The organism is Nonomuraea sp. NPDC048826 (assembly GCF_043198225.1).
In the GTDB taxonomy this organism is placed as follows: Bacteria; Actinomycetota; Actinomycetes; order Streptosporangiales; family Streptosporangiaceae; genus Nonomuraea.
On record NZ_JBICUQ010000009.1, the window covers coordinates 372,176 to 395,730 of the forward strand.

Sequence of the window (23,555 nt, forward strand, 5' to 3'; positions counted from 1 at the left end):
TCTCGGTTCGTACGTCCGTCGCACCGGTTGTAGCTGATTGTCCTGGAAGTATCGGCTGGCGGCATTCGGTGCGGGTGTTGCGCACGCGGGTGGCGCTGCTACGGCCGCTGTTCGTGCCGCCGGGGTGGGGGTGCCCGCCCCGACGGGGTACACGGCAAGCCAGGCTCCCTGGCCCGGCGACCTGGTACGGGCCAGGTCTACGCCATCGGCTCGGTGACCTTGGAGAACACCTACGGCGTCTCCCGTGCCGCCCTGTGGCGGGCGGGCTGGGCCGGGCTCGTAGGTGTGTGAAATCGGTGTCGTGGAGGTAGATGTGGGCACCCTCCTCGGTCCAGAACCCGTACTGCCCTCATAGGACGTGGGCCAGCACCTTGCTGGTCCCGTGAGCTTCAGCCAGGCCGCCGTCAACCCGAACCTGTGGCGTCGTAGCCGTCGGCCGTGGTTCCCGTGCTCCTCGTCTGTCCGATGATCGCGGGGAAGCTGCCCAGTTGCTGGAGGCCCTTTTCCTCGTCGGCTGCCACTTTCAGCGCCCGGGCCAGCTCGCCGCCCAGAATCGCGCCGGCAGGGGACGTGTGGGAGGTCTTGATGTCCGTTGTCTCCGGGAGCAACGCGTGCGCCAACTCCGCGAACACGCCCGCAGCCGCCCACCATCGGTACCGGTCGTAGGCCATGGGCCATGGTCCGTACTCGGCAGGCAGATCCTCCCATGGGGCGCTGGTACGAAAGCGCCACAGCACCGCGTCGAACTGCTGCCGCAGGTCCGGGACCGAGATGCGCTCACCCAGCGGCAGGTGCGGCTCGATCAAGGACCATTGCTCGTCCGTGAGGTCTCCACGCGTCATGCCGCAGACCTATCAGGATCACGCTTCGTAGCGCAGCGAAACCCTGTGATTACAGCTCCTGGCAGGCCCAGACAGCTCAAGCATCTAGTCCGACCGGGCGACAGCCTGATGACCCGGTAAGCGCGCCGAGGTGTGCAGCCGCCTGGGTCCTCGCCACCGCCGTCAGCCGTTTGTGCCGGTCCACTGGGCGACCAGGGCGCGGAACGCATCAAGGTCACCGATGACCTCTTCCACCCGGTCCGGTTGCTGGTACAGGTTGTAATAGCGGGCGCCGATGGCATCGGGGTCGGCCACCTCGTCACCCGGGATGACGCCGGAGGCGATCGTCACCGTCGCCGCGTGAATCCCCTGGGGGCGGAGTTCGGCGTGCAGCGTGTGCGCCCAGTTGCGCAAGCCGGCCATGGCCAGACCCACGTTGGCCAGGAAGGGCGCGGCAATCCTGGCGGACACGCCGGTCGTCAGCAGCAGCGTCCCCATGCCCCGGGCGCGCATCTGCGGGAGCACCTGTCCCACGGCCGCCACCGCGCCCAGCACATGCAGTTCGAACTGGGCGGCGGCGGATGTCACCGTGGTCTGCGCGGCGTGGGTGATCGGCCCCGTCGGGCTGGGGCTGTACTCCAGGACATCGACCGGTCCCAGTGTCTCCTCGACCCTGGTGAGAGCATCGGTCAACGCGTCGCGATCCCGGATATCGGCGGGAAAGGCCGCGGCGGTGATGCCCAGCCTGGCCAGATCACCCACCAAGCCGTCCAGAGTGTCCTTGGTCCGGGCGATCAGCCCCACCTGGAAGCCGTGCCTGCCGAATGCCCGGGCCACGCCCATCCCCAGCCCCGGGCCGGCACCGACGACTACGAGCGTCTTCGCCACCACAACGTCCTTCCGACGACTTCGGAGTTACTCTTTGTTCGCAACAGCATGATTTGTCACTACTCGTACGGTGGCAAGACGGCACATTGATGTCGGTGACGCACATGGAGGTAACCCTTGACGCCTGCCAGGAGCACCCCGCCTGCCCGCGACATCACGCCACCTGAGTCACCAGACGAGATATGCCGGCAGGTGCTGCGGATCCTCGCCCTGATCGGTGACAAGTGGAGCATCCTGGTCATCGGGCAACTCCGCGACCGAACCCTGCGCTTCAGCGAACTGCACCGCGCCGTGCAGGGGATCTCGCAGCGCATGCTCACCCTGACCCTGCGGCAACTCGAGCGCGACGGCCTCCTCACCCGGACCGTGCACCCCAGCGTCCCCCCGCGCGTCGACTACGCGCTCACCCCACTCGGCGCGACACTCCTGGACTCCGTCGCCGCGCTCGCCGAATGGGCCACCACACACCGAGAGAAAATCAACAGCAACCGACGCCACTACGACGCCACCCATCCGCCCCGAACACAGCCTTGACCGTCGACCGGGGTGCGTCAGCGACGGATGAGTGCAGACCTCCGAAAACCGGATGCCGGCGTCGGTCATGCGGTCAGCTCGGCCTCCTTGATGGCTGTCCGCTCTGTATCCCGCTAGCAATTGTGCTTGCGTGCGGATACTGCGAAGAGGGGGTGACGTCATGGCGGACGTGCAGGCCAAGCGAGTTCATCCGGGGAGCATCGACGCCGAGGTGGCCGGTCGTGCTGTACGGCGTATCAAGGACTACCTCATGCGGTACCCCGAGCATGGTGGTCTACGACGCGAATGTGTTGTACGGCAACACCCTGCGTGACCTGCTCATATTCCTGCGGAGAAGCTCGGCAGGCTCCGCTGCCTGATGAACTCCGGACTGTGTGCAGCAGATCGCGGACTCGCGGACCAGCCCGCCGGAGACCGTTGACGATGTGCTCGACGCTTTGGAGGCGGCGGGACTCGTCGAAGCGGTCGCTGCCCTTCGAGCCGGTTGAAGTTCTCCATGAGGGCTACGCTCGGCCGTCGTGGGATATCGGCTGGAGGCGGTTCTCGGTGGGCAGGTGGTGCTGCGCTCGTTGGCTGAGCCGTTCGCCGCGGCCAGGGCGGTGGTCCTGAGGTGTGGTGTCGGCATGCTGCCCCTGACGGACGAGCTCTTCGACGCCGTCAGTGAGCGCGATGGCGAGAGGCAGCTGGGTGACGTCTTCTGGAAGTTTCCCGCTCAGGGGGAGAGTCTCTTCGGCAGGTGGTCGCGAGGCGGTGCGGTGGCCTACGTCGAGGTGGACCTGTTCGGCGGGGTGGGCAGTCAGGCCGCTGCCGTGTGGGAGGCGGGCCGTCGGGTGATGGGGCCGTACCTGGATGAAAGCCTTACGGGCCCTGCACATGCTTGGCCGGTCAACGCTGCGCTGGCGAGGCTCGGCGTGCGCTCCGAGGCCGGGTATGGCGACCTGTTCGCGGCTGTGGGGCTGGATTGCCATCGGGACACCGAGGAGTGGGTGACGCACGACGGCGAATGTTGCCGGCGTTGATCGCGGTTCGGAGGGGACCGTCAGGTCGGAGGGGTTCGTACGGGCTCCGGGTCGCCCGCAGCCGACGGGTCCGGCGACGTCTGACCGCCGGGTCACAGTTCGCTGGGCTGTTTCGTCGGACCGGTGAGGGCAACCGCGTGGAGGAGTCGATGACGCCATGACCACCCCGTCCGACCCGAGCCTGAGCGTGATCATGAGAGAGCGGAGCCAGCTGATCAATCTGGCGTACCGGCTCCTCGGGTCGCTGACCGAGGCCGAGGACGTCGTACAGGAGACGTATGTCCGCTGGTACGCGATGTCGCGGGAGCAGCACGAGGCGATCGAGTCTCCCGGCGCCTGGCTGACCAGGGTGGCCGGGCGCATCTGCCTGGACCTGCTGGGTTCGGCGCGGGTCCGGCGGGAGCGCTATGTGGGGGAGTGGGTCCCGGAGCCGCTGCCGGGGCGTACGGAGTGGATCGCCGGGCGGGCGGGCGGTGATCCGGCCGATCGGGTCACGCTCGACGAGTCGGTCAACATGGCCTTTCTCGTGGTGCTGGAGTCGATGACGCCGGCGGAGCGGGTGGCGTTCATCCTGCATGACGTCTTCCGGTATCCCTTCGCCGAGGTGGCCGAGATCCTCGGGCGGACCCCGGCGGCCTGCCGTCAGCTCGCCTCGTCGGCCCGGAGGCGGGTGCGCGCGGCGCAGGCTCCCGTGGCTCCGGCCGCCCGCCAGGCCCGCGTCGTCAGGGACTTCAAGCAGGCCTGGGAGGCCCAGGACATCCAGGCCCTGGTCGGCCTCCTCGACCCCGGGGCCACGGCGGTCAGCGACGGCGGCGGGCTGGTCAGTGCGGTGCTCAGCCCGGTGGTGGGCGGCGAGCTGATCGCCCGTCACCTCGTGGAGATCGCCGCCGCGGCGCCCGGCATGACGATCCTTGAGCGCCCGGTCAACGGCCTGCCCGGGCTGGCGGTCCAGCAGGACGGCGTGACCGTGTCGGTGATGGCGTTCGAGGTCGTGGGCGACCGGATCACGCGGGTCTGGGGCGTACGCAATCCCGACAAGCTCCGGCCGTGGACGACGGATCCGGAGCGACCGACGCGGACCTGACATTCCGGGCGGGTGTTTCGTCGGATCTTCGAGCGCGGTAACGAGGCGCTCGGAGATCGAGATGGGAGCACTTCGTCATGACGACACAGCAGGACAACCTCCGGTCGCGGCTGCCCGACCCCAACCGGTTCTTCCCCGAGGAGGTGGGCGCGCTCGCCGGGGCGATGATCAAGGCCGTCGGAAACGGGGCGATCCCGCAGACCACGATCGGCCTGGTGCAGCTCCGGGCCGGGCAGCTCGTCGGCAGCACGTACCACACGGTCCGGCAGGCGGATGGGCTCCGCGCGGCCGGGGTGGCGGAGGAGCGGATCACCGCGGTGGCGTCCTGGCGGGACGCCCCGTACTTCACCGGCGCCGAGCGGGTCGCGCTGGAGCTGGTGGAGGCCGTCCTCACCCCGAACCCCGCCGGGGAGCGGGTCCCCGACGAGCTGTACGCGGCGGCGTCCGCCCACTACGACGACAAGGCGCTCTGGACGCTCATCCTGGCGATCGGCCAGATCTGCTTCTTCATCCCCGTCGCGCTCATCGCCAAGCCGATCCCCGGCAGGGCGCTGGGGGAGAACTACAACGTGGAGTGATCAGGGGCCGAAGGCGGCGTGGAGCTCGTCGGCGGACGCCATCCGCGTGACGAAGCCGAACCGCCCGTCGCGCATCTCCCTGGCCGCGTCGATGAACGAGCCGAGCGCGACGCGGGAGAGCGCGCCGCCGATGCTGACCCGGCGGACGCCGGCCTCGGCCAGCCGGTCCAGCGTGATCGTGGGATCGGCGAAGCCCATCACCACGTTGACCGGCCTGCCGACCGACGACACGACCGCGCGCATCTGGTCGAGCGTGCGCAGGCCGGGGGCGTACAGGACGTCCGCGCCCGCCGCCTCGAACGCCTGCAGCCGCCGGATCGTGTCGTCGAGGTCGCCGGCCTCCCACAGCAGGTTCTCGGCCCGCGCCGTCAGCACGAAGGGGACGGGCAGGGCGCGGGCCGCCTCGACCGCCGCCCGCACGCGCTCGACGGCGAGCTCGAAGTCGTAGATCGGCGCGGCGGGGTCGCCGGTGGCGTCCTCGATGGAGCCCCCGACCGCGCCGGCCGCGCAGGCGTCCGCGATCATCTTGGCCGCCTCGGCGGGGTCGTCGGCGAAGCCGTTCTCCAGGTCGGCGTTGACGGGCAGGGGAGTGGCCTCGCTGATGGCGCGGACGTTGTCGAGGACGTCCTGCCGGTCCACCCCCTTGCGGCCGAGCTGGTTGGCCACCCCGAAACTGGTCGTGGCCAGGGCTTCGAAGCCGAGCGAGGCCAGCAGCCGGGCGGTGCCGGCGTCCCAGGGGTTGGGCAGCAGCAGCGGCTCGGGCCGCTCGTGCAGCTCACGGAAGCGGAGCGCGCGGGCCGACTGATCGTTCATGGTGCCCCCTCGGTGGTGGAATGACGCCCCTCACTCTGCGCCATCGTCATACCTGTCGGCAAATGCATAGATGCAATGCGATTCATCAGGAAAACTGATGAATGTGATGACGATGGACGAGGTCGTCGCCTTTGTGGCGGTCGCCGAGAACGGCGGGTTCACCGAGGCGTCCAGGGTGCTCAACCTGTCCCAGCCGGCCGTCAGCCGCCGCATCCGGGAGCTGGAGCGGTCGCTGGGGGCGTCCCTGTACGAGCGGACCGGGCGCCGGGTGCGGCTGACGGCCGCGGGCCGGGCCCTGCTGCCGTACGCGGAGACCGTGCTCGCCACGGTCCGCGACGCCGAGCGAGCCGTACGGGAGGAGGTCGCGCGGCCGGGCGAGACCAGGACCTTCGGGCTGGCCCTCGTCGGCACCCTGGCCGACTCCCACATCGTGGACGCGCTGCGCGCGTTCGAGTCGCGGTTCGGCGACGTCTTCGTCGAGCTGACCACCGCGACGAGCCGCCAGGTCAGCGCACTCGTCCGCACCGGGGAGGCGTCTCTCGGCCTGCGTTACTTCCCGGACGCAGACAGGCGCCTGGAGTCGATCCCCCTCGGCGCGGAGCGGCTGGTGGTGGTCGTCCCGGCCGCGCATCCGATCACCGCCGAGCGGCTGCCCGACCTGGGAGCGTTGCGCGGCGAGCGGTGGCTCGGGTTCTCGCCGGAACGGGGTCAGCCCGACTCGTTCGGCCACCTGCTCGACCGGCTCCTGCCCGCGGGCGCCCCGGTGACCAGGATCGACAGCTTGACGGCGCAGAAGCGGCTGGTGCAGGCCGGGCTCGGGGTCGCGCTCATGCCTCCCGGCAGCGTGCGGGAGGAACTGCGCATCGGCAGCCTGCGCGCGGTCGAGATCGACGGCGTGGACGCGCGGCTGCCGGTCGTCGCCGTCCGCCGCGGGCGCGGGCATCGCGGGGCGCTCACGGAGGCGTTCCTGGAGGTGCTCCGCGAGCACACGCCTGAACTGCGGGAGTAGCGGGAGGTGTCCGAAACTGTATGGATGATGGCGTTCCGGACGCTCGTGCCTCCCGGTCGTCGCGACCAGAATGTTCCCTGCGAAGCATCCACTTTGACGTACGGGAGAGCTGATGAACGCGGTGGTGGTCTACGGGGCCTACGGGCACACCGGGCGGTTCGTGGTGGCGGAGCTGCTGGAGCGGGGGTTCGTCCCGATCCTGTCCGGCCGTGACGAGGGCAAGCTGAAGGCGCTGGACCACCCGGAGCTGGAGGTGCGGGCGGCGTCGGTGGACGACGCGGAGGCGCTGGACCGGGCACTCGCCGGGGCGTCGGCCGTGATCAACTGCGCGGGACCGTTCGCCACGACCGCCGCGCCGGTGATCGAAGCGGCGCTGCGGGCCGGCATCCCGTACGTGGACGTGGCGGCCGAGATCGAGGCCAACGCCGACACGTTCGCGCGGTTCGCCGACCGGGCCCGCGCGGCCGGGGCCGTGATCGTCCCGGCGATGGCCTTCTACGGCGGCCTGGGCGACCTGCTGGCGAGCGCCGCGATGGGCGACTGGACGGCGGCCGACGAGGCGCACGTCGCCTACGGCCTGAGCAACTGGCACCCGACCGCCGGGACGCGCCTCGCGGGCCAGGTCTCCGGGCGGCGCAGGGACGGCCGGCGCGTCCGGTTCACCCAGGGGCGGCTGGAGTACCACGGCGACGACCTGCCCACCCTGCGGTGGTCCTTCCCCGGCCCGCTGGGCGACCGGGACGTGATCGGCGAGTTCACCATGGCCGACGTCGTGACGATCCCGAGCCACCTGGACATCCCCGAGGTGACCACGTACATGACGGTCGAGGCGGCCAGGGACCTGGCGTCCCCGGACACCCCGGCGCCGGTCGCGGCCGACGAGCGCGGGCGGTCCGGGCAGACCTTCCTCGTCGACGTCCTCGTACGGTCAGGTCAGGAACGGCGGCGGGCCGTGGCGCGCGGGCAGGACATCTACGCCGTCACCGCGCCGCTCGCGGTGGAAGCGGTCCACCGCGTCCTCACCGGCCGGACCAGGACCACGGGCGTGGCCTCGGCCGGGGAGATCTTCGACGCGGCCGACTTCCTCGGCGCGCTGTCCGCGCACCTGTCGTACACCCTGGAGAAGGACGCGTAAAAAGGCGTCGACGACGTGGCCGCCCGCCGGTTACCGTCGGGGGCCATGCGGCTGAACCATCTGGCCCTCGCCGTACGCGACATCGAGCGCTCCCGCAGGTTCTACGAGACCTGCTTCGGGTTCGACGCCGGCCCGGCGAGCGAGTACGACGACGGCACACTGATCATCCGGGATCGCGACGGGTTCGACCTCGCGCTCCACCACGACCCCGATCCGCGCCCGCTGCCCGACTTCGCGCACTTCGGCTTCACCACCCCCGACGTCGCCGGGCGGCTGGCCCTCCTGGAGGCGGCCGGGGTCCCGATCGTCGAGCGGTGGTCGGAGCCCGGGCTGGAGAGCTTCAAGTGCCGGGATCCCGACGGCTACGTGGTGGAGGTCTACTGGGAGGGCTGACCGTTGTGCTGGAGCAGGAGGGTGACGAAGCCGAGGACGCCCCGGTAGCCGTGCAGCCACGCGTCGCGGTGCTCCCGGGCGGCCGCGCGGGCGGCGTCGGCGTCCGGGCCGGGGTGCTCGTTGGCCCAGCGCAGCAGCGTGCCCGTCCAGGACCACTCGTAGTCGTCCCATTCGGACAGGTCGCTGGTGTACGCGTAGACGGTGTCGAATCCGGCGGATTCGGCCGCGGCGACCGTGCCCGGCAGGTCGTGGAACTCGTCCGGCCGGGAGCCGAGCCGGGCCAGGGCCTCCGGCGTCGGCTCGCGTTCCCAGAATCCCTCGCCGATGAGCGCCAGCCCGTTCGGCTTGAGGTAGCGCCGGACGTGTTCGGCGGTGGGGACGAGCCCGCCGAACGCGTGCGTGGCGCCGACGCAGAGCACCAGGTCGTACTGTTCGGCCACCGGGAAGTCGGCGGCCGGTCGTCCGTGCAGCCGGATGCGCTCCCAGACGCCCTGGGCGTCCGCGCGTTCCTCGGCCGCCTTGAGCCCGTCGGCCGAGATGTCGACCCCGTCGGCGGTGGCGTCCTCGTAGAGCGCCAGCGCACGCAGCGTCCACGCCGCCTCGCCGCAGCCGAGGTCGAGGATCCTCGCGCTTTCCGGCAGCCGGGCCCGGCGCAGCAGCCGGGTCACGTGCGCGCCGGAGACGGGCGCGGCGATGGGGTGGTCCCTGTGGGCGAGGTGGCTGATGAGCTGGCGTTCCATGGGACAAATCTGTCCTATCGCGCACGGGCGCACCAGCCGTTTCGGGGCCTGCCGAGAGCGGACGCTCAGACCGTGGCGACGATCTTCCCGGCGGCGTGTCCCGCCTCCGAGTACCTGAGCGCCGCGGGGATCTCGGCGAAGGGGTAGACCCGGTCGATCACCGGGATGACCTTGCCGGACTCGATGAGCTCGGTGAGTTGCAGCAGATTGCGCCGGTTCTCGGTGCAGCCGATCACGTCGACCGCCGTCATCTTCTGCGACACGAACGGTGACAGCGCGGGCGCCCCCAGGAAGTGGCCCATGGGCTGCACCCAGCGCCCGGCCTTGCCGCCGATGACGACGTAGACGCCCTTGCGGGTCATCACCCGCCTGCACGCCAGCGCCGAGTGGCTGCCGGCGTTGTCCACGATGACGTCGTACCGGCTGTCCTGCCGGGTGAAGTCCTCCTTGGCGTAGTTGACGACCTCGTCGGCGCCGATCGACCGGACCATCTCCACGTTGCGCGGGCCGCAGACGCCGGTGACGTGCGCGCCGAACGCCTTGGCGAGCTGCACGGCGAACGTGCCCACCCCGCCGGAGGCGCCGATGACGAGCACCCGGTGGCCCGGCTGGACCCGGGCCTGGTCGCGCAGCGCGATCAGGGCCGTGTTGGCCGCCAGGGGCACCGCCGCGGCCTCCTCGAACGTCAGGTTCTCCGGCTTCGGCGCCAGCTCCGCCGCGGGGACGAGGGCGTACTCGGCGAAGCCGCCCTGCTCGGGCATCGCGTACACCGGGTCGCCGGGACTGAACCCGGTCACCCCCGCACCGACCGCCTCGACCTCGCCCGCGAGGTCGGCGCCGAGCACGGTGACCTTCGGCCGGCGCAGCCCGAGCGGGCCGGGAATCAGCCGCGCGAGGTACGGCTGGCCTCTCATGAGGTGCCAGTCGGCCGGCTGGACGGAGACGGCGCGCACCCGGACCAGCACGTCGCCGGGGCCCGGCACGGGCCGGTCGACGGTGGTGAGCTCGAGCGCGTCGGGTGAGCCGTAGGAGCGCAGGACGAACGCCTTCATGGTCTTCTCCTCGGGAAGGTCGAGATCGTGCCATCAGCGTAAAAATCCTGTTCAAAGCGGTCATCAGCCGAAAGTACGCCTGATTGACGGACGATCGGCCAGCTCAGAACGGACCTTTCCGCTGATGAGCCGGCACCGGCTTCGCCGTCACGATCGGAGGCATGACAGACAGGATCGCGACGCGGCGGGACCGGGCCGGACGGACCGTGGCCGCGCTCATAGGGCTCAGCCTCATCCCCGTGCTCGCCGGCGGCATCCGCATGGCCGAGCTGACCGGCGGCGCGGCGGTCACAGCGGACAACGCGCGGTTCTTCGCCTCGCCCCTGCCGATCGTGCTGCACATCGCCGGCGTGACCGTCTACACCGTGCTCGGGGCCTTCCAGTTCGTGCCCCGGCTGCGCCGCAGGAAGCCCGGCTGGCACCGGATCGCCGGGCGGCTGCTGGCCCCGAGCGGGCTCGTCGCGGCGTTCTCCGGGCTGTGGATGACCGTCTTCTACGCGCTCCCCGAGCACGACGGGCCGCTGCTCGCGGCCTTCCGTCTCGGGTTCGGCACCGCCATGGCCGTCTCCATCGGGCTCGGCCTGGCCGCGATCCGGCGGCGGGACTTCACCGCGCACCGCGCCTGGATGATCCGCGGCTACGCCATCGGCCTGGGCGCGGGCACCCAGGCGCTGACCCAGGCGCTCCACCACCTGGTGGCCGGCCCGCCCGACGAGCTCGCCAGGGCGCTGCTCCTCGGCGCCGCCTGGGTGATCAACCTGCTGGTCGCGGAGTGGGTCATCTGGAAGCGGCCGGTCCGGTTCAGCTCCTGACCCGGTTGGTCTCGTACGCCCACATGGCGATCTCGACGCGGTTCCGGGCGCCGAGCTTGGCCATCAGGCTGGCGATGTGGGACTTGACCGTGCTGAGCGAGATGTGGAACTCGTCGGCGATCTCCCCGTTGGTCCGCCCGCGCGCCACCGTCACCAGGATCTCCTCCTCCCGCTCGGTGAGCGCCTCGACCGGGCGGGCCGGCGGCGCGGCGGGGCCGCTGCGCGCGAAGGTGTCGAGCAGCCGGGCGGTGATGCTGGGGGCGATCAGCGCGTCGCCGCCGGCCGCGGCGTGCACCGCCTGGGAGAGCAGCTGGGCGCCGGCGTTCTTCAGCAGGAAACCCCGGGCGCCCGCCCGCAGCGCAGCGTAGACGTACTCGTCGAGGTCGAACGTGGTGATGACGACGACCGCGAGCGGGTCGGCGACGTCCGGACCGGCCAGGGTGCGGGTGGCCTCGATCCCGTCGAGCCCCGGCATGCGGATGTCGAACAGGCACACGTCCGGCCGCAGCCGCCTGGCCAGCTCGACGGCCCGCCGCCCGTCGGCCGCCTCGCCGACGACCTCGATGTCCGGCTGGGCGTCGAGGATCATGACCAGCCCGGTACGGACGATCTCCTGATCGTCGGCGACCAGCACCCGGACGCTCACGTCGCCACCCCCGTCCGCGGCAGCACGGCCGTCACGGTCCAGCCCCTGCCGTGCTCCGGGCCGGCCACGCAGGTGCCGCCCAGCAGGCCGGCGCGTTCGGCCATGCCGATGAGCCCGTAGCCGGGCGTGGGGTTCTGGCGTCCCTGCCCGTCGTCGCTCACCCGCAGGCGCACCGACGTGTCGTCGGCGGCGACGCGGACCTCGATGCGGGTGGCGTGCCGGGCGTGCCGGCGGGCGTTGGTGACCGACTCCTGGGCGAGGCGGTAGATCGTGGTGCCCACCGAAGGGGAGAGCCCGTCGAGGTCGCCGGAGATCTCCACGTCGACGGGCGGGCCGGACGGGCTCCGCTCCGCCAGCCGCCGGAGGTCGGCGATGCCCCGGCCGGGCTCCGGGTCAGCCTGTTCGTCATGGCGCAGGACGCGGACCATGGCCCGCATCTCGTCCAGCGCGCGCGCCGCCTCGGCCTCGATCACCCGCAGCGCCTCGGCCGCCGCCTCCGGTCGGGTGCCGGACGTGGCCAGGCCCGCCTGCGCCCGGATGGCCATGGCCGAGATGTGGTGCGCGACGGTGTCGTGCAGGTCGCGGGCCAGCCGCTCGCGTTCGAGCGACTTGACCTGTTCGAGCTCGCGCGCCCGCGCCCCGGCCCGGAACCGGAAGGCCGCGCCGAGGGCCAGGGCCGCGAGCAGCACGGTGAGCCCGCCGCTCGCCTCGGCGGGCGGCAGGCGGCCGGTGGCCAGCGCCAGACCGATCGAGCCGAGCATGATCGCCAGCCCGAGCACGACCGCCCGGCCTGACCCCCACCGGAACAGCGCGTACACCACGATCAGCTGGTAGGCCAGCGTGTTCGTCTCTACGAACTGCCCTGCCGTCAACAGCGTGGCCAGGGCGGTGACCCCGAACGAGATCATGATCATCGGCAGCGGGCTGGTCCGCCGCCACAGCAGGGTGGGGACCAGCGCGACGGTGACCAGCACCGACACGGCCCGCCACGGAAGATCGGGCCGCAGGACCCCTTCGAGCACCGCGACCGGGACGAGCACCGCCACGAGCGCCCAGTCTCGCCACACCCGCGCGGGCGGGCCGGGAGCAGGGGGCTCATTCCACACCGAGCGGATGAGGCCGACCACATGGTCATCGTACGAGAGCGCCCGCCCCGAAGGGATGCGCGCGGGAGCAAGAGATGGGCGCTCTCCGCCAACGACCGGCCGCCCGGCACTGACCAGGCTGTCTCGTACGGAAGAACTCGCACGGGCTTGTACACGAGAGGAGAACGACATGTCGAGGATGAGCACGAAGGCGGCGAGGTGCGCGGCCGTCCTGGCGGCGGGCGTGATCCCGCTGCTCGCCGCGGCCACCCCGGCCACCCCGGCCGCCGCCGAGTCGGCCGCGGGCCGGAACGTCAGCGCGCGGACGGGCGGCGTCTACGGCGCGTTCCACCACCGGGGCGACGACCTCCAGCTGTGGGACACCCGGTGCAGCGACCGCCACGCCGTCTACATCAAGGTGTGGAACGGCGCAGGGACGAAGACGTACTGGAACAAGTCGTGCGGCACCCGCTGGATCAAGAAGGTCAACTACCGGGAGGGCCGGGACATCGCCATCCAGGTGTGCGTCTCCCGCACCGGCGTCGACCCGTGCTCGCCCAGGCGATGGGGCGTCGCCTAGAACCCGGAACCGCCCCTCCACTACCGGGTCCAGCGGCCGGGCTCAGTGGCCGGGGCGGCCCACCGGGGTGAAGGCGACCGGCAGCGACTCCAGGGCGTACAGCCGGACCGCGCAGGCGTGCCCGGGATAGGCGTCGAGCGGGGACATCGACCGGCTCACCTGCCCAGGGCCGGGGTGAAGGCGACGGGGAGCGCCTCCAGCATGCGGTTCCAAATGTTGCGCCGCCAGCGCAGCTCCTCCGGAGGCACGGCCAGTCGGATGTCGGGCAGCCGGTCCAGCAGGACCTCGACCGCCGTCTTGGAGATGATCTCGGCCAGCTCCGGGGCGGGGAACGGGCAGCCGTACTCGCCGTGGCCGAAGGCCATGTGCGCCCGGTTGGCCGTGGTGTGGCCCCGCTGCACCTGCGGGTCGGCGTTGGCGGCGACCAGGCTCATCACGATCATGTCACCGCGGCGGATGCGGTGGCCGGCCAGCTCGCAGTCCTGCGCGGCGAAGCGCGAGGGCAGGTTCTGGGCCGGCGGGTCCATCCACAGCACCTGGTTGAGCGCCTCCGCGACGCTGCTCCGGCCGCCCTGCAGGTCCATCTGGAAGTGGTCGTCCACGAGCATCAGCCGCATCGTGTTGCCGATCCAGCCGGCGCAGTTGTCCTGCGCGGCGATCAGCAACGACAGCATGTCGTAGACGGCCTCCGGGTCGGTGAGCCCGGCCTCGTGCTTCACCAGGCGGGTGGCGAGGTCGTGGCCGGGCCGGATGCGCTTGCCGGCGACCAGGCGGCCCATGACCTCACCGACCCGCAGCTCCGCCTCGTCACGGTTGGCCGGGTCGTTCATGGCCTGGAAGATGGCGCGGAGCAGGGTGCCCACGTCCGGCTCCGGCAGCCCGAACAGGCGGGCGATGACCTGGGCCGGGATCCGGTGCGCGAACTGGGGCACCAGGTCGGCCGCGCCGTCGCCGGAGAACGCGTCGATGGCCAGGTCGGAGACCTTCTCGCAGAGCTGGGTCAGCTCGATGCGGTCGATCTCGTCCAGCGCGTCGCCGATGGCGCCGGCGCGCCGCCGCCGCTCCTCACCCTCGGTGAACACCACCGACGGCTGGTGGACGACGTGCGGGCGGGACGGCCAGTCGTGCGGCACCAGTTCGTGCTGGTTCCAGCGGCGCGGGTCGCGGGCGAACAGCCGCGGCTGGCTGGTCACGTGGTGCAGCTCGCGGTAGCCCAGGACGAGCCAGGCGGGCAGATCGGCGTCGAGCAGCACCGGCACGACCGGGCCGTGCTTGCGGCGCAGCGTCTCGAAGAACGCGGCCGGGTCGTCGAGGACCTCCGGCTCGTACAGCCGGACCGCGTCGGCGTGCTCGGGATATCCGGGGTTCGTCACGGCGTGTCCTTCTCAGGCGGGAGTCCGGTCGTACAGGCGGGTGAGATGCTCGACGAGGGTGATCAGCACGTGCTTGCACGACAGCCGGTCCCGTGCGTCGCAGTCGACCAGCGGCACGTCCGGCGACAGGGCCAGCGCGTCGCGCACGGCGTCCAGCGACGGCCCGCCCGCGAAGCGGTTGACCGCCACCACGAACGGCATGTCGTGGTGCTCCAGCCGGTCGATCGAGTAGAACGAGTCCTCCAGCCGGCGGGTGTCGACCAGCACGACCGCGCCCAGGCTGCCGGCGAACAACTGGTCCCAGACGAACCAGAACCGCTCCTGGCCGGGCGCCCCGAACAGGTAGAGCACCGCGCTGTCGTTGACCGTGATGCGCCCGAAGTCGAAGGCCACGGTGGTGGTGGTCTTGGTACGGACCCGGCTCGCGTCGTCGATGCCCACGCTCGCCTCGGTCATGACCTCCTCGGTGCTCAGCGGGCGGATCTCGCTCACCGAGCCGACCATGGTGGTCTTGCCCACGCCGAACCCGCCCACGATCACGATCTTCATCGCGTCCGTGGCGGAGTCGAGCAGCGGCGTCCGGACGAGGGCGTCGTCAGAGGTTGTGGAGTGCAACGAGCACCTGCCTCAGGATGTCAGGGGCCGGCTTGCCCGTCTCGGCGGACGGGTGGCGTACGGTGATGCGGCCCGTGTCCAGAAGGTCGCGCAGCAGGATCTTCACCACGCTGACCGGCAGCCGCAGCTCCGCGGAGAGCTCCACCACGGCCGTCGGGCGACGGGCCAGCTGGAGGATCTTGACATGCTCCGACTGCATGCCGGGGACGGGCTCGCACTCGCTCACGATGAGCGAGACCGAGTCGAACGCGGTCTCGTCGGCGCGGGTGCGGCCCCCGGTGACGGTGTAGAGGCGGTCCGGGCTCTCCCGGTCGATCGGCCGGCGGTTCACGAGGCGCCGCCCTCGACCGGTCTGGGGGCCGCGGTCAGATAGACCCCGATCTGCTCGACCAGCTCGTTCATGTTGTGCGCGATCAGGCCGACCTCGCCGTCCTCGTCGGCGACCACCGCCAGGTGCGCGCCCTCTCCGGCGGGCACGATGAGCAGCAGCCCACCGGCGAACTCCACCATCGCCTGCCCGGCGCCGATGCCGTCGCCGAACTCGGCCGAGGCGCTCAGCGAGAGGCTCTGGATCCCGGCGGACAGGGCCGAGAGCTGGTCGGCCCTGTCTCTGGACAGGCCGCTGCTGTAGCTCATCTTGAGCCCGTCTCTCGTCAGCACCAGGACGTGCCTGATGCCGGGCGTCCGGTCCTTGAGGCTTTCCAGCAGCCCGTCGATGGTGCGGTCCGTGGAACGCGATGCGTCGATAGTGCTCATCGAAACGCGGGGCGTCCGCCCGGAGGGCGGCCCCTGCCTCCAATCTGAGATCCAAGTGGGTCCGGTGCTGTGAGCGCCCGGGGTCTAGGAGTCGCCGGAGGCCGGATCGGCGGGCCGCCCGCGGCCGCCCGCCTGGCGGAACGCCGCGAACCTGGCCGCCGCCTCCCGCCCGTCGCGCGCCGCCGGTTTCACGGCCGTCGCCGGTCGCGACCTGGCGGCCTCGGCGAGCGTCTGCCCGCGCCGGCGCCGCGGCAGCGACTGCTCCTCGGGCTCCTCGTCGGCGGGCGTGGTCTGGGCCGGCACGGTGACGGCGGCGGTCACGGTCGCCGCCTCCAGGGCGGGAGGCGACTGCCGCTCGATCTCGGCCGGGGACTCCGAAGCGGTCCTGGGCTGGGTGATGAGCACCCGCGGGATCAGCATCACGACGCCGGTGCCGCCCCTGGCCGACGGCCGGAAGCTGACCGTGAGGCCGTACTTGTCGACCAGGCGGCCCACTACGGCCAGGCCCAGCCGGGTGCCCGACAGGGTGCGCAGGTCGAGCGGCTCGGAGACGAGCTTGGCGGCGTGCTGGCGCTCGCGGGGCCGCATGCCGAGGCCGCTGTCCTCGATGGTGATCACCATGCCGGCGTCCTCCTCGTCCACGTACACGTGGACCTCGGTGCCGTGCGCGGAGAAGGTGGCGGCGTTGTCCATCAGCTCGGCGAGCGCGTGCATCACGCCTTCCGCCGCGTACCCGACCACGGCCACCGTGCTGGTGGAGTGGACGCGGACGCGCTGGTAGGCGCTGATGCGGCCCATGGCGCCGCGCAGGACGCTCTCCATCACGATCGGCCGGGTCCACCGGCGGCCGGAGCGACCGCCGCTGAGCAGGGCGATGTTGTCGGCCAACCGGCCCAGCTGGGACACCCGGTGGTCGAGGTCGAGCAGGTCGGAGAAGACCTCCTCCTGGTCGCCGTACTGCTCCTCCAGGTCACGGAGGAGCGCGAGCAGGCTGGTCGCCTGGGCCTGCACCCGGGCCGCGGCCCCGGCGCAGGCGGCCATCACCGCGGCGCCGCGGCGGTCGCCCTCGGCCAGTTGCCGGGCCGTCTCGGCGAGCAGGTCGCGCAGCGGGGCGTGCACCGGCTGGCGCACCTCGGAGAGCGCGGCGGTGACGGGCTTGCGCTCCATCTGGATCTGCTTGACCAGCTCGGGCAGCGTGTCGCGGGTCAGCGTGATGATCTCGGCCTCGGTGGCGGAGCGCGACGTCTGCGCGATGGCCCGCTCGCGTTCGAGCCCGTCGAGCTCGTGCGCCACGGCCTTGAGGAGCTGTTGCAACGGTCCATCCGGCGGCTGCGGCACCCGGGCCAGCGCGTCGGTCACGGAGCCGCCGCCCCGCACCTGCCGGCCCAGCGCGGGCAGCGTGTCCTCGGACACCCGGGCGATCTCCCGCTCCAGCCGGGCGACCCGGGCGGCGGCGGCCCTGACCTGTTCGCGCTGGCGGCGACCGACGGCGACGTAGTGGGCGATGGCCGCGGCGGCGCCGGTCAGCAGCACCGCGCAGAGGCCGCCGGTGATCGCCATGACCCCTCTGGCGTCGGCCGGGGTGGCGAACACCGCCCACAGCCACAGGCATGCCACCACGACCATGGTGCCCAGGGCCGTGATGACCGTGAGCTCCTTGGGAGCGAGTCTGCGCTGCGTCTGGAGAAGAGGTACGTCTGCTGACATCCGCGTGTCCTCGGGGGTCTGTGCTGCTGCTCCCCGTGCAGCAGAGGCTTATTGTTACCGCTGCGTGACAGAGCGCGAACGGGAACAGGCGCTTACGGTAGCACCACCGGGATCAGAGACAACAGGAAAACACCCGTTTCACTTCATGCCACCCTGAGTCAACTCAAATGTCGATTTATCGGGCTGAGTGTGCGACGGCTCTAGCGGTCGAACCAGCGGCCGGCGGCGGGCGTGAGCAGCAGGGCGATGACGAACGCCGGCACGAACACCTCCATCGCCAGGAACGACCGGACCTCGAGCCCGGGATCGATCGCCGTGATCGCCAGATGGACCGTGATCATGGCTGCCTGGAGCGCCACGGCGCCCCACCTGACCCGCCGTTCGCGCCGGGGGAAGCGCACCATGATCAACGCGGTCAACGCCATGAGCGCCACCCACGCGGCGGCGTAAGCCCCCAGCGCCAGGTGCATCGTGGCCACCGCCCCGCCCACGCCCACGGCCAGCGCGATCAGCCCGAACGCCATCTGGAGCGTCAGCGCGGCGTACGCGGCCCGCATGGTCAGCGGCCAGGGGGCCGACGGGGCGTCGGTCATGTTGATCATTTTAGACGCGCGGGGAGCTGGGGTGAAGGGTGATCGTCGGCCGGGAAGTGTCGGGGGCGTTTGGTACACAGGGGCCCATGGGTGTGAGTGTCGACGAGTTCCTCGTGCTGCTGGAGAGCCTGCCGGAAGTGCGCACGAGCGACGGGCCGGGCTGGGTCGCGATCAAGGTGCGGGGCAAGGGTTTCGGATACCTGTGGGAAGACACCGAGACCGTCGGGCTCAAGGCGACGATCGAGGAGCAGCTGGCGCTGGTGGCCGAGCGGCCCGAGGTGTTCGAGGTGCAGTTCACCGCGGGGCGGTTCGGGTGGGTCGTCGTCCACCTCGACCGGATCGACTATGACGAGTTGTTCGAGCTGACGGCCGAGGCGTGGTGCCTGACCGCGCCGAAGCACCTCGTCACCGCGTTCGAGGCCGCCCATAAAATAGGCGGTTAATGGGACAGATCAGACTTCGGGAGTGGCGGGAGGAGGACGCGCCCGTCGTGCTGCGCGCCTTCCAGGCGCCTGACATGCGACGGCAGAGCGCGTGGCCCGTCATCACCCCGCAGGACGCGATCGGGTGGATCGCCTCCTGGGAGGGCGCCGGCCACGCCTTCGCCGCCGTCCTCGACGGGCGGGTCGTCGGCAACGTCGCGGTGACCCGGATCGACGACCACGACACCGGGTGGGTGTCCTACTGGACCCTCCCCGAGGCGCGCGGCCGCGGCGTCGCGGCGGCGGCCACCGACGAACTGGCCCGCTGGGCGTTCGGCGAACGCGGCCTCCACCGGCTGGAGCTGGGCCACCGCCTCGACAACCAGGCCTCCTGCCGGGTGGCGCTCAAGGCCGGCTTCCTCCCGGAGGGCGTCGAACGCGGCAGACTCCACTACGACGGGATCCGCCACGACGTCGAACGCCACGCCCGCCTCGCCACCGACCCAGTCCCCTGAACCCTCGCCCCTGTGGTCAACCCGACTCCACCACCCACCGCGTCCCCTCGTCCCACCGTCCACCCTGGCCGTTCGTCCCTCGCCTGCCACGGACGGTCCTCTGCATGTCGACCCGCCGCCGTCCTGGCTGTTCAAGTCGCGGGCAGGGTGCGTCGGGTGGGGACGGGCGGCCCGGCCGCCGTTGTCGCAACCCCTGCCTCGCCGTGGTCCTGGCCGTTCTCGACTCACGGTCCGGGGTGGCTGGGCACGGTCGCCGTGGTGCGAACCGGGCCGGGGGTGGATGGGGCAGGGGCGGGTGATCTACGCTGGCCGGGTGGACGGCGACAGCCTGGCCGCGGCGGATCTGCTGGCGACCCTGGGCCGGGCGGCGGGGATCCTGTCCGAGTTACGGCACCCGTTCGTGCGCAGCCGTCCCTTCTCTTATGTGGTGCCGCCCGCAGGGGTGCGGACGGGTGCGGCGTTCATGTTGCCCGACGGCCGTGAGGTGGTCTTCGCCGTGTCCGTCGCGGCGACCGGCGACGGGTTCCGGGTCGAGGGCGGGGCGGCGGTGGAGGACGAGCCGCTGCTGGAGCTGCCTGCCGTGCACGCCCTCGAGGTCCGTGTGGCGTTGGGCCTGCTGGACGAGTACGCGGCCGAGGTGGCGGAGTCGGCGGGCCGGCTGGTCGATAACTTGCTGGACGAAATTGTATAGTTGTCAGACAATGTCTGGCATGAAGAATGGCCCCCTCGCCGTCGTCGGCGCCGCCGTGCTCTGGGGGACGGCCGGCACCGCCGGGTTGCTCGTCTCCGCCGACTCCGTCGCCCTGGCCGCGGCCCGTCTGGTCATCGGCGGGGCGGCGCTGGCGTTGTTCGCCGGCCCGGGGCTCAGGCGGGCGATCCGGCCGGGCCTCCTGCTGGCCGCCGTGGCCGTGGCCGCCTACCAGCTCTGCTTCTTCGCCGCCGTGGCCCGCACCGGCGTGGCGATCGGCACGGTGGTGGCCATCGGCAGCGGCCCTGTCTTCACCGGGCTGCTCTCCTGGGTGCTGCACCGGCGCCGGCCGAGCCTGCGCTGGGCGGGGGCGACCGCCGCGGCCGTGGCCGGGTGCGTCGCGCTGATCGCGGGCGGCGGGGCGGAGGCCGGCGGGCAGGTCGTGTCCGGGGTGCTGCTGGCGCTGCTCGGCGGGCTGCTCTACGCGTTCTACGCGGTCAGCGCGGCCGGCGCGATCGGCGCGGGCGCGGAGTCCAACGCGGTGATGGGCGTGCTGTTCGGCGGGGCCGCGGTGATCATGATGCCGGTCCTGCTCTGGCAGGGCGTGGGCTGGCTCGGGGAGCCGCGCGGCCTGCTCGCCGCCCTCTACCTGGGCCTGGGGACGACCGCGCTGTCCTATTTCCTGTACGGGAGAGGGCTGCGAACCACGCCGGTGGCCACGGCCGCCACCCTGGCGCTGGCGGAGCCGGCGGTCGCGGCGCTGCTCGGCCTGGTGGTGCTGGACGAGCGGCTGGCCCCGGTCTCGGTGGCGGGGCTGGTGCTGCTGGCGGTCAGTCTGGTGGTGGTGGCCCTCCCGGAACGGCAGCGGGTGCTCGTACCGGATCGTGAGAAAGATCCGGCGGAGCGTTAGAGTCGCACCCGTGCGGACCCCGATCAGACCCGTCTCCGCTGTCGGCGCGCTGGCCGACGCGCTCCGTGGCCGTGTGCTGTCCGGCGAGATCGAGCCCGGCACGCCCCTGCCCGAGCAGGAGATCGCCGCCGCTTACGGGGTGGCGCGGCCGACGGTGCGCGAGGCGCTGGCCCGGCTCGTCCACGAGGGGCTGCTCCGGCGCGAGCGCAACCGCAGCGCCTACGTCCCCGAGGTGACGACGGCCGATCTGGACGACCTGATGTTCGTGCGGCGACCGCTGGAAGACCTGATGGCGGGGGCGCTGGCCGGGCGGCGGGTGGGCGAGGCCGACGCGGCGCTCGGCAGGATGGCCGCGCTCGACGCCGAGGCGCCGTGGTCGGATTCGGTGGCGGAGCACATGGCGCTGCACGAGGCGCTGATCGAGGCGGTGGGCAGCCCCCGGCTGGTGCGGCTCTACGGCGCGCTGGCGGCCGAGACCCGGCTCGGGCTGGTGCGGCTGCGCCGGGTCTATGAGGACAGGGACGTGCTGGTGCGCGAGCACCGCGAGCTGCTCGACGCCATCGCGACGGGCCCGGCCGACGCCGCCCGCGCGGCCGTCGCGGCCCACCTCTCCCACACCTGGGGCGCCTGACGGTCCGGGCGCAGGTTGCCCGGTACGCGCGAACCCTTGCGGGACAACCCCAAACCTCGCAAGAATCGCGGCCATGCACGGCAATCCGATGCCGGACTCCTACGTGTACGTCACAGAAGAGGGCGTGACCCGCCACTACGCCGACGGGAGCGTCGAGGCCCTCGCGTGGGAGGACGTGGTGGAGGTCCGTGTGGTCACCGAAACCGAGTCCGATGTCCTTTATGTGCTGCTTGACCGTGACGGCGAGGGATGTGTCGTGCCGCGTTCGGCGACGGATGCGACATTCCTAGCGCGGTTGCGTTATCTGCCGGATTTCGATCTGGACCGGCTGACCATGGCGAGCGACGCGCGGCACGACGGAGTGGTGGTCGTGTGGCGCAGCCCGGACCCGCCGTCGGCACTGCCGGACCTGGAGTACGACTAGCCGTAAACCGCCGTGCCGTAATGCGGCGGGAATATGGCCGTAATAGCGCCGACGGCCATCCTAAAGAGATCACTTGTGGATCGTTCCGTCAAGGTCTCATGGTCGTTGACCTTCGTCCGCTTGTGGACATATCACGATATTCCCCATCGCGAGGTTGATCTTTAGTCTTTAGTGGGGGCCGCCGCCCTTGATGAATCGTGGGGACTTCGACGACCCATGAGACGTGTCAAGGAACGTCAGTTGTCACGCGGTGCACGAAGATCCTGGGTGGTGCTATGAGGGTGGGGACTGGGGAGTCCGCTGTCGTGCTCCTCAAGGCCGAACCGCGCCACGCGTCGAGCATCTGGACGCGCGCGTACCTACGGCTCCTGCTGTCCGGCGACACGGTGTGCGCGCTCCTGGCCTGCGCGTGCGTGCTGGGCGTCCGGCTGCTGAACGGCATCTACATCCCGGCGGAGGAGTTCCTGCTGGGGTTCGGCCTGGTCGCCGCCTGGCCGCTCGCGCTCGCGCTGGGCGGCGCCTACCGGCAACGGGCCAACGGCGAGGGCACGGACGAGTTCAAGGCGGTGCTCAACGGCGGCGTCGGGCTGATGGCGGCCGTGGCCATCGGCGCGTACGCCACGCAGACCGCGATCGCGCGCAGCTTCGTGATGGCGATGCTGCCGCTCGGGCTGATCGCCACGCTCTACTTCCGCTATCGGATGCGCAAACGGCTGCACCGCAGGAGAGCGGTGGGCGAGTACATGCGCGAGGTCATCGCGGTCGGCCACCGGGAGTCGGTGCTCGACCTGGTGATGCAGTTCCGCCGGCAGCCGTACCACGGGATGCGGGTGGTGGGCGCGTGCCTGCCGGCCGAGCGGCAGGACGACGACCTGGACGGGATCCCGGTCCTGGGCACGTTCGCGGACGTCGCCGACGTGGTGGCGCGCACCGGCGCGGACGCGGTCGCCGTGCTCGCCTGTCCGGAGCTGGACGGGACGGCGCTGCGCCGGCTGGCGTGGAGCCTGGAGACGGACCGCACCGACCTGTTCGTCGCACCGGCGCTGCTGGACGTGGCCGGGCCGCGGATCAGCATCCGCCCGGTGGCCGGGATGCCGCTGCTGCACGTGGAGCACCCGGAGTTCGACGGGGCCCGGCAGTTCGTCAAGAGCGTGTTCGACCGGCTGGTCGCCATGACGGCCCTGCTGCTGCTCGCCCTGCCGCTGCTGGCCATCGCGGCGCTGATCCGGGCGACGAGCCGAGGCCCCGCCCTCTTCCACCAGACCAGGGTGGGCCGGGGCGGCAAGGAGTTCCGGCTGGTCAAGTTCCGCACCATGGTCACGGGCGCGGAACGGCTCAAGGACGAGCTCGCCGACGCGAACGAGTTCGACGGCGTGCTGTTCAAGATGCGGAACGATCCAAGGGTCACCCGGATCGGCGCGTACCTCCGCCGCTACTCGCTGGACGAGCTGCCGCAGCTGCTCAACGTGGTGCGCGGGGAGATGTCGCTGGTGGGCCCGCGGCCGCCGCTGCGCGAGGAGGTCGCCCAGTACGGCGCCGACGTGCGCCGCCGCCTCGTCGTCAAACCGGGCATGACCGGGCTCTGGCAGGTCAGCGGGCGCTCCGACCTGACCTGGGAGGAGTCGGTCCGGCTCGACCTGCGGTACGTGGAGAACTGGTCGCTCGTGCTCGACCTGCAGATCCTGTGGAAGACCTGGTCCGTGGTCGCACGGGGAGAAGGGGCGTACTGACG

At 71.6% G+C, this 23,555-nt stretch carries 29 protein-coding genes; 16 read left to right on the forward strand and 13 right to left on the reverse strand.

Annotation, left to right across the window (positions count from 1 at the left end):
- Positions 1–404: 404 nt before the first annotated feature.
- On the reverse strand, positions 405–842 hold the full coding sequence (locus ACGFI7_RS32405) for a transposase (protein WP_393411246.1): 438 nt from the start codon (positions 840–842) through the stop codon (positions 405–407).
- A 162-nt stretch (positions 843–1,004) separates the two neighbouring features.
- A complete protein-coding gene (locus ACGFI7_RS32410; protein WP_393411248.1) occupies positions 1,005–1,709 on the reverse strand; it encodes an SDR family NAD(P)-dependent oxidoreductase in 705 nt (234 codons plus the stop codon).
- Between the two features lie 192 nt (positions 1,710–1,901).
- Here ACGFI7_RS32410 and ACGFI7_RS32415 point away from each other — a divergent pair, with 192 nt between their 5' ends.
- The 4 genes from ACGFI7_RS32415 to ACGFI7_RS32430 all read left to right on the forward strand — a co-directional run bounded on the left by ACGFI7_RS32415 (position 1,902) and on the right by ACGFI7_RS32430 (position 4,924).
- Positions 1,902–2,243: a winged helix-turn-helix transcriptional regulator gene (locus tag ACGFI7_RS32415; protein WP_393411250.1), complete on the forward strand. Its 342-nt coding sequence runs from the start codon at positions 1,902–1,904 to the stop codon at positions 2,241–2,243.
- A gap of 518 nt (positions 2,244–2,761) precedes the next feature.
- On the forward strand, positions 2,762–3,262 hold the full coding sequence (locus tag ACGFI7_RS32420; protein ID WP_393411252.1) for a hypothetical protein: 501 nt from the start codon (positions 2,762–2,764) through the stop codon (positions 3,260–3,262).
- A gap of 157 nt (positions 3,263–3,419) precedes the next feature.
- A complete protein-coding gene (gene sigJ / locus ACGFI7_RS32425; protein ID WP_393411254.1) occupies positions 3,420–4,346 on the forward strand; it encodes an RNA polymerase sigma factor SigJ in 927 nt (308 codons plus the stop codon).
- A 77-nt stretch (positions 4,347–4,423) separates the two neighbouring features.
- Entirely contained in the window at positions 4,424–4,924 is a 501-nt protein-coding gene (locus ACGFI7_RS32430) for a carboxymuconolactone decarboxylase family protein (RefSeq protein ID WP_393411256.1), read from the forward strand.
- On the opposite strand, the gene ACGFI7_RS32435 is transcribed toward ACGFI7_RS32430, so the two are convergent.
- The gene (locus tag ACGFI7_RS32435) at positions 4,925–5,737 is read right to left on the reverse strand and encodes an oxaloacetate decarboxylase (protein ID WP_393411258.1); all 813 of its coding nucleotides are present in this window, start codon (positions 5,735–5,737) and stop codon (positions 4,925–4,927) included. It lies immediately after the preceding gene.
- Between the two features lie 97 nt (positions 5,738–5,834).
- Between ACGFI7_RS32435 and ACGFI7_RS32440 the strand changes: the two genes are divergently transcribed.
- The 3 genes from ACGFI7_RS32440 (at position 5,835) to ACGFI7_RS32450 (ending at position 8,274) form a co-directional block, all read left to right on the forward strand.
- A complete protein-coding gene (locus ACGFI7_RS32440; RefSeq protein ID WP_393411260.1) occupies positions 5,835–6,746 on the forward strand; it encodes a LysR family transcriptional regulator in 912 nt (303 codons plus the stop codon).
- Positions 6,747–6,858: 112 nt separating this feature from the next.
- A complete protein-coding gene (locus ACGFI7_RS32445) occupies positions 6,859–7,881 on the forward strand; it encodes a saccharopine dehydrogenase family protein (RefSeq protein WP_393411262.1) in 1,023 nt (340 codons plus the stop codon).
- Between the two features lie 45 nt (positions 7,882–7,926).
- Entirely contained in the window at positions 7,927–8,274 is a 348-nt protein-coding gene (locus ACGFI7_RS32450; RefSeq protein WP_393411264.1) for a VOC family protein, read from the forward strand.
- Here the strand turns inward: ACGFI7_RS32450 and ACGFI7_RS32455 are convergent.
- A complete protein-coding gene (locus tag ACGFI7_RS32455; protein WP_393411266.1) occupies positions 8,259–9,014 on the reverse strand; it encodes an SAM-dependent methyltransferase in 756 nt (251 codons plus the stop codon). The genes ACGFI7_RS32450 and ACGFI7_RS32455 overlap by 16 nt on opposite strands.
- A 65-nt stretch (positions 9,015–9,079) precedes the next feature.
- Positions 9,080–10,066 carry an NAD(P)-dependent alcohol dehydrogenase gene (locus tag ACGFI7_RS32460; protein ID WP_393411268.1) on the reverse strand — a complete coding sequence of 329 codons (987 nt, stop codon included), beginning with the start codon at positions 10,064–10,066 and terminating at the stop codon, positions 9,080–9,082.
- 161 nt (positions 10,067–10,227) lie between these two features.
- On the opposite strand from ACGFI7_RS32460, the gene ACGFI7_RS32465 reads away from it, so the two are divergent.
- Positions 10,228–10,878: a DUF2306 domain-containing protein gene (locus ACGFI7_RS32465; RefSeq protein WP_393411270.1), complete on the forward strand. Its 651-nt coding sequence runs from the start codon at positions 10,228–10,230 to the stop codon at positions 10,876–10,878.
- On the opposite strand, the gene ACGFI7_RS32470 is transcribed toward ACGFI7_RS32465, so the two are convergent.
- Positions 10,868–11,524 (reverse strand): response regulator, encoded by a 657-nt coding sequence (locus tag ACGFI7_RS32470; protein WP_393411272.1) that lies wholly within the window; start codon positions 11,522–11,524, stop codon positions 10,868–10,870. The two genes, ACGFI7_RS32465 and ACGFI7_RS32470, sit on opposite strands and share 11 nt — an antisense overlap.
- On the reverse strand, positions 11,521–12,651 hold the full coding sequence (locus ACGFI7_RS32475) for a sensor histidine kinase (protein WP_393411274.1): 1,131 nt from the start codon (positions 12,649–12,651) through the stop codon (positions 11,521–11,523). The genes ACGFI7_RS32470 and ACGFI7_RS32475 overlap by 4 nt, the downstream gene beginning before the upstream one ends.
- 148 nt (positions 12,652–12,799) lie before the next feature.
- Between ACGFI7_RS32475 and ACGFI7_RS32480 the strand changes: the two genes are divergently transcribed.
- Entirely contained in the window at positions 12,800–13,189 is a 390-nt protein-coding gene (locus ACGFI7_RS32480) for a hypothetical protein (RefSeq protein ID WP_393411276.1), read from the forward strand.
- A 155-nt stretch (positions 13,190–13,344) separates the two neighbouring features.
- Here the strand turns inward: ACGFI7_RS32480 and ACGFI7_RS32485 are convergent, their stop codons facing one another.
- The 6 genes from ACGFI7_RS32485 to ACGFI7_RS32510 form a co-directional block, all read right to left on the reverse strand.
- A complete protein-coding gene (locus tag ACGFI7_RS32485; RefSeq protein ID WP_393411278.1) occupies positions 13,345–14,562 on the reverse strand; it encodes a cytochrome P450 in 1,218 nt (405 codons plus the stop codon).
- Positions 14,563–14,574: 12 nt separating this feature from the next.
- Positions 14,575–15,177 (reverse strand): ATP/GTP-binding protein, encoded by a 603-nt coding sequence (locus tag ACGFI7_RS32490; RefSeq protein ID WP_393411280.1) that lies wholly within the window; start codon positions 15,175–15,177, stop codon positions 14,575–14,577.
- A complete protein-coding gene (locus tag ACGFI7_RS32495; protein ID WP_393411282.1) occupies positions 15,158–15,508 on the reverse strand; it encodes a DUF742 domain-containing protein in 351 nt (116 codons plus the stop codon). Before ACGFI7_RS32495 ends, ACGFI7_RS32490 begins: the two co-directional genes overlap by 20 nt.
- Positions 15,505–15,933: a roadblock/LC7 domain-containing protein gene (locus ACGFI7_RS32500; RefSeq protein WP_393411284.1), complete on the reverse strand. Its 429-nt coding sequence runs from the start codon at positions 15,931–15,933 to the stop codon at positions 15,505–15,507. The genes ACGFI7_RS32495 and ACGFI7_RS32500 overlap by 4 nt, the downstream gene beginning before the upstream one ends.
- An 84-nt stretch (positions 15,934–16,017) precedes the next feature.
- Entirely contained in the window at positions 16,018–17,640 is a 1,623-nt protein-coding gene (locus ACGFI7_RS32505; protein WP_393411286.1) for a sensor histidine kinase, read from the reverse strand.
- A 200-nt stretch (positions 17,641–17,840) separates the two neighbouring features.
- Positions 17,841–18,233: a hypothetical protein gene (locus tag ACGFI7_RS32510; RefSeq protein WP_393411288.1), complete on the reverse strand. Its 393-nt coding sequence runs from the start codon at positions 18,231–18,233 to the stop codon at positions 17,841–17,843.
- A gap of 86 nt (positions 18,234–18,319) precedes the next feature.
- On the opposite strand from ACGFI7_RS32510, the gene ACGFI7_RS32515 reads away from it, so the two are divergent.
- From ACGFI7_RS32515 to ACGFI7_RS32545, 7 genes are all read left to right on the forward strand, one after another.
- Positions 18,320–18,676, forward strand: coding sequence for an MmcQ/YjbR family DNA-binding protein (locus ACGFI7_RS32515; protein WP_393411290.1), 357 nt, complete (start codon positions 18,320–18,322; stop codon positions 18,674–18,676).
- Complete coding sequence (locus ACGFI7_RS32520; RefSeq protein WP_393411292.1) at positions 18,676–19,170, forward strand: GNAT family N-acetyltransferase; 495 nt, start codon at positions 18,676–18,678, stop codon at positions 19,168–19,170. Before ACGFI7_RS32515 ends, ACGFI7_RS32520 begins: the two co-directional genes overlap by 1 nt.
- 313 nt (positions 19,171–19,483) lie before the next feature.
- The gene (locus ACGFI7_RS32525; RefSeq protein ID WP_393411294.1) at positions 19,484–19,861 is read left to right on the forward strand and encodes a hypothetical protein; all 378 of its coding nucleotides are present in this window, start codon (positions 19,484–19,486) and stop codon (positions 19,859–19,861) included.
- 19 nt (positions 19,862–19,880) lie between these two features.
- Complete coding sequence (locus ACGFI7_RS32530; protein ID WP_393411296.1) at positions 19,881–20,768, forward strand: DMT family transporter; 888 nt, start codon at positions 19,881–19,883, stop codon at positions 20,766–20,768.
- 10 nt (positions 20,769–20,778) lie between these two features.
- Positions 20,779–21,399, forward strand: a complete 621-nt coding sequence (locus ACGFI7_RS32535) for a GntR family transcriptional regulator (RefSeq protein WP_393411298.1) — start codon at positions 20,779–20,781, stop codon at positions 21,397–21,399.
- Positions 21,400–21,472: 73 nt separating this feature from the next.
- Positions 21,473–21,823, forward strand: a complete 351-nt coding sequence (locus ACGFI7_RS32540; RefSeq protein ID WP_393411300.1) for a hypothetical protein — start codon at positions 21,473–21,475, stop codon at positions 21,821–21,823.
- A 275-nt stretch (positions 21,824–22,098) separates the two neighbouring features.
- Complete coding sequence (locus tag ACGFI7_RS32545) at positions 22,099–23,553, forward strand: sugar transferase (RefSeq protein ID WP_393411302.1); 1,455 nt, start codon at positions 22,099–22,101, stop codon at positions 23,551–23,553.
- The last annotated feature ends 2 nt before the right edge of the window (positions 23,554–23,555 follow it).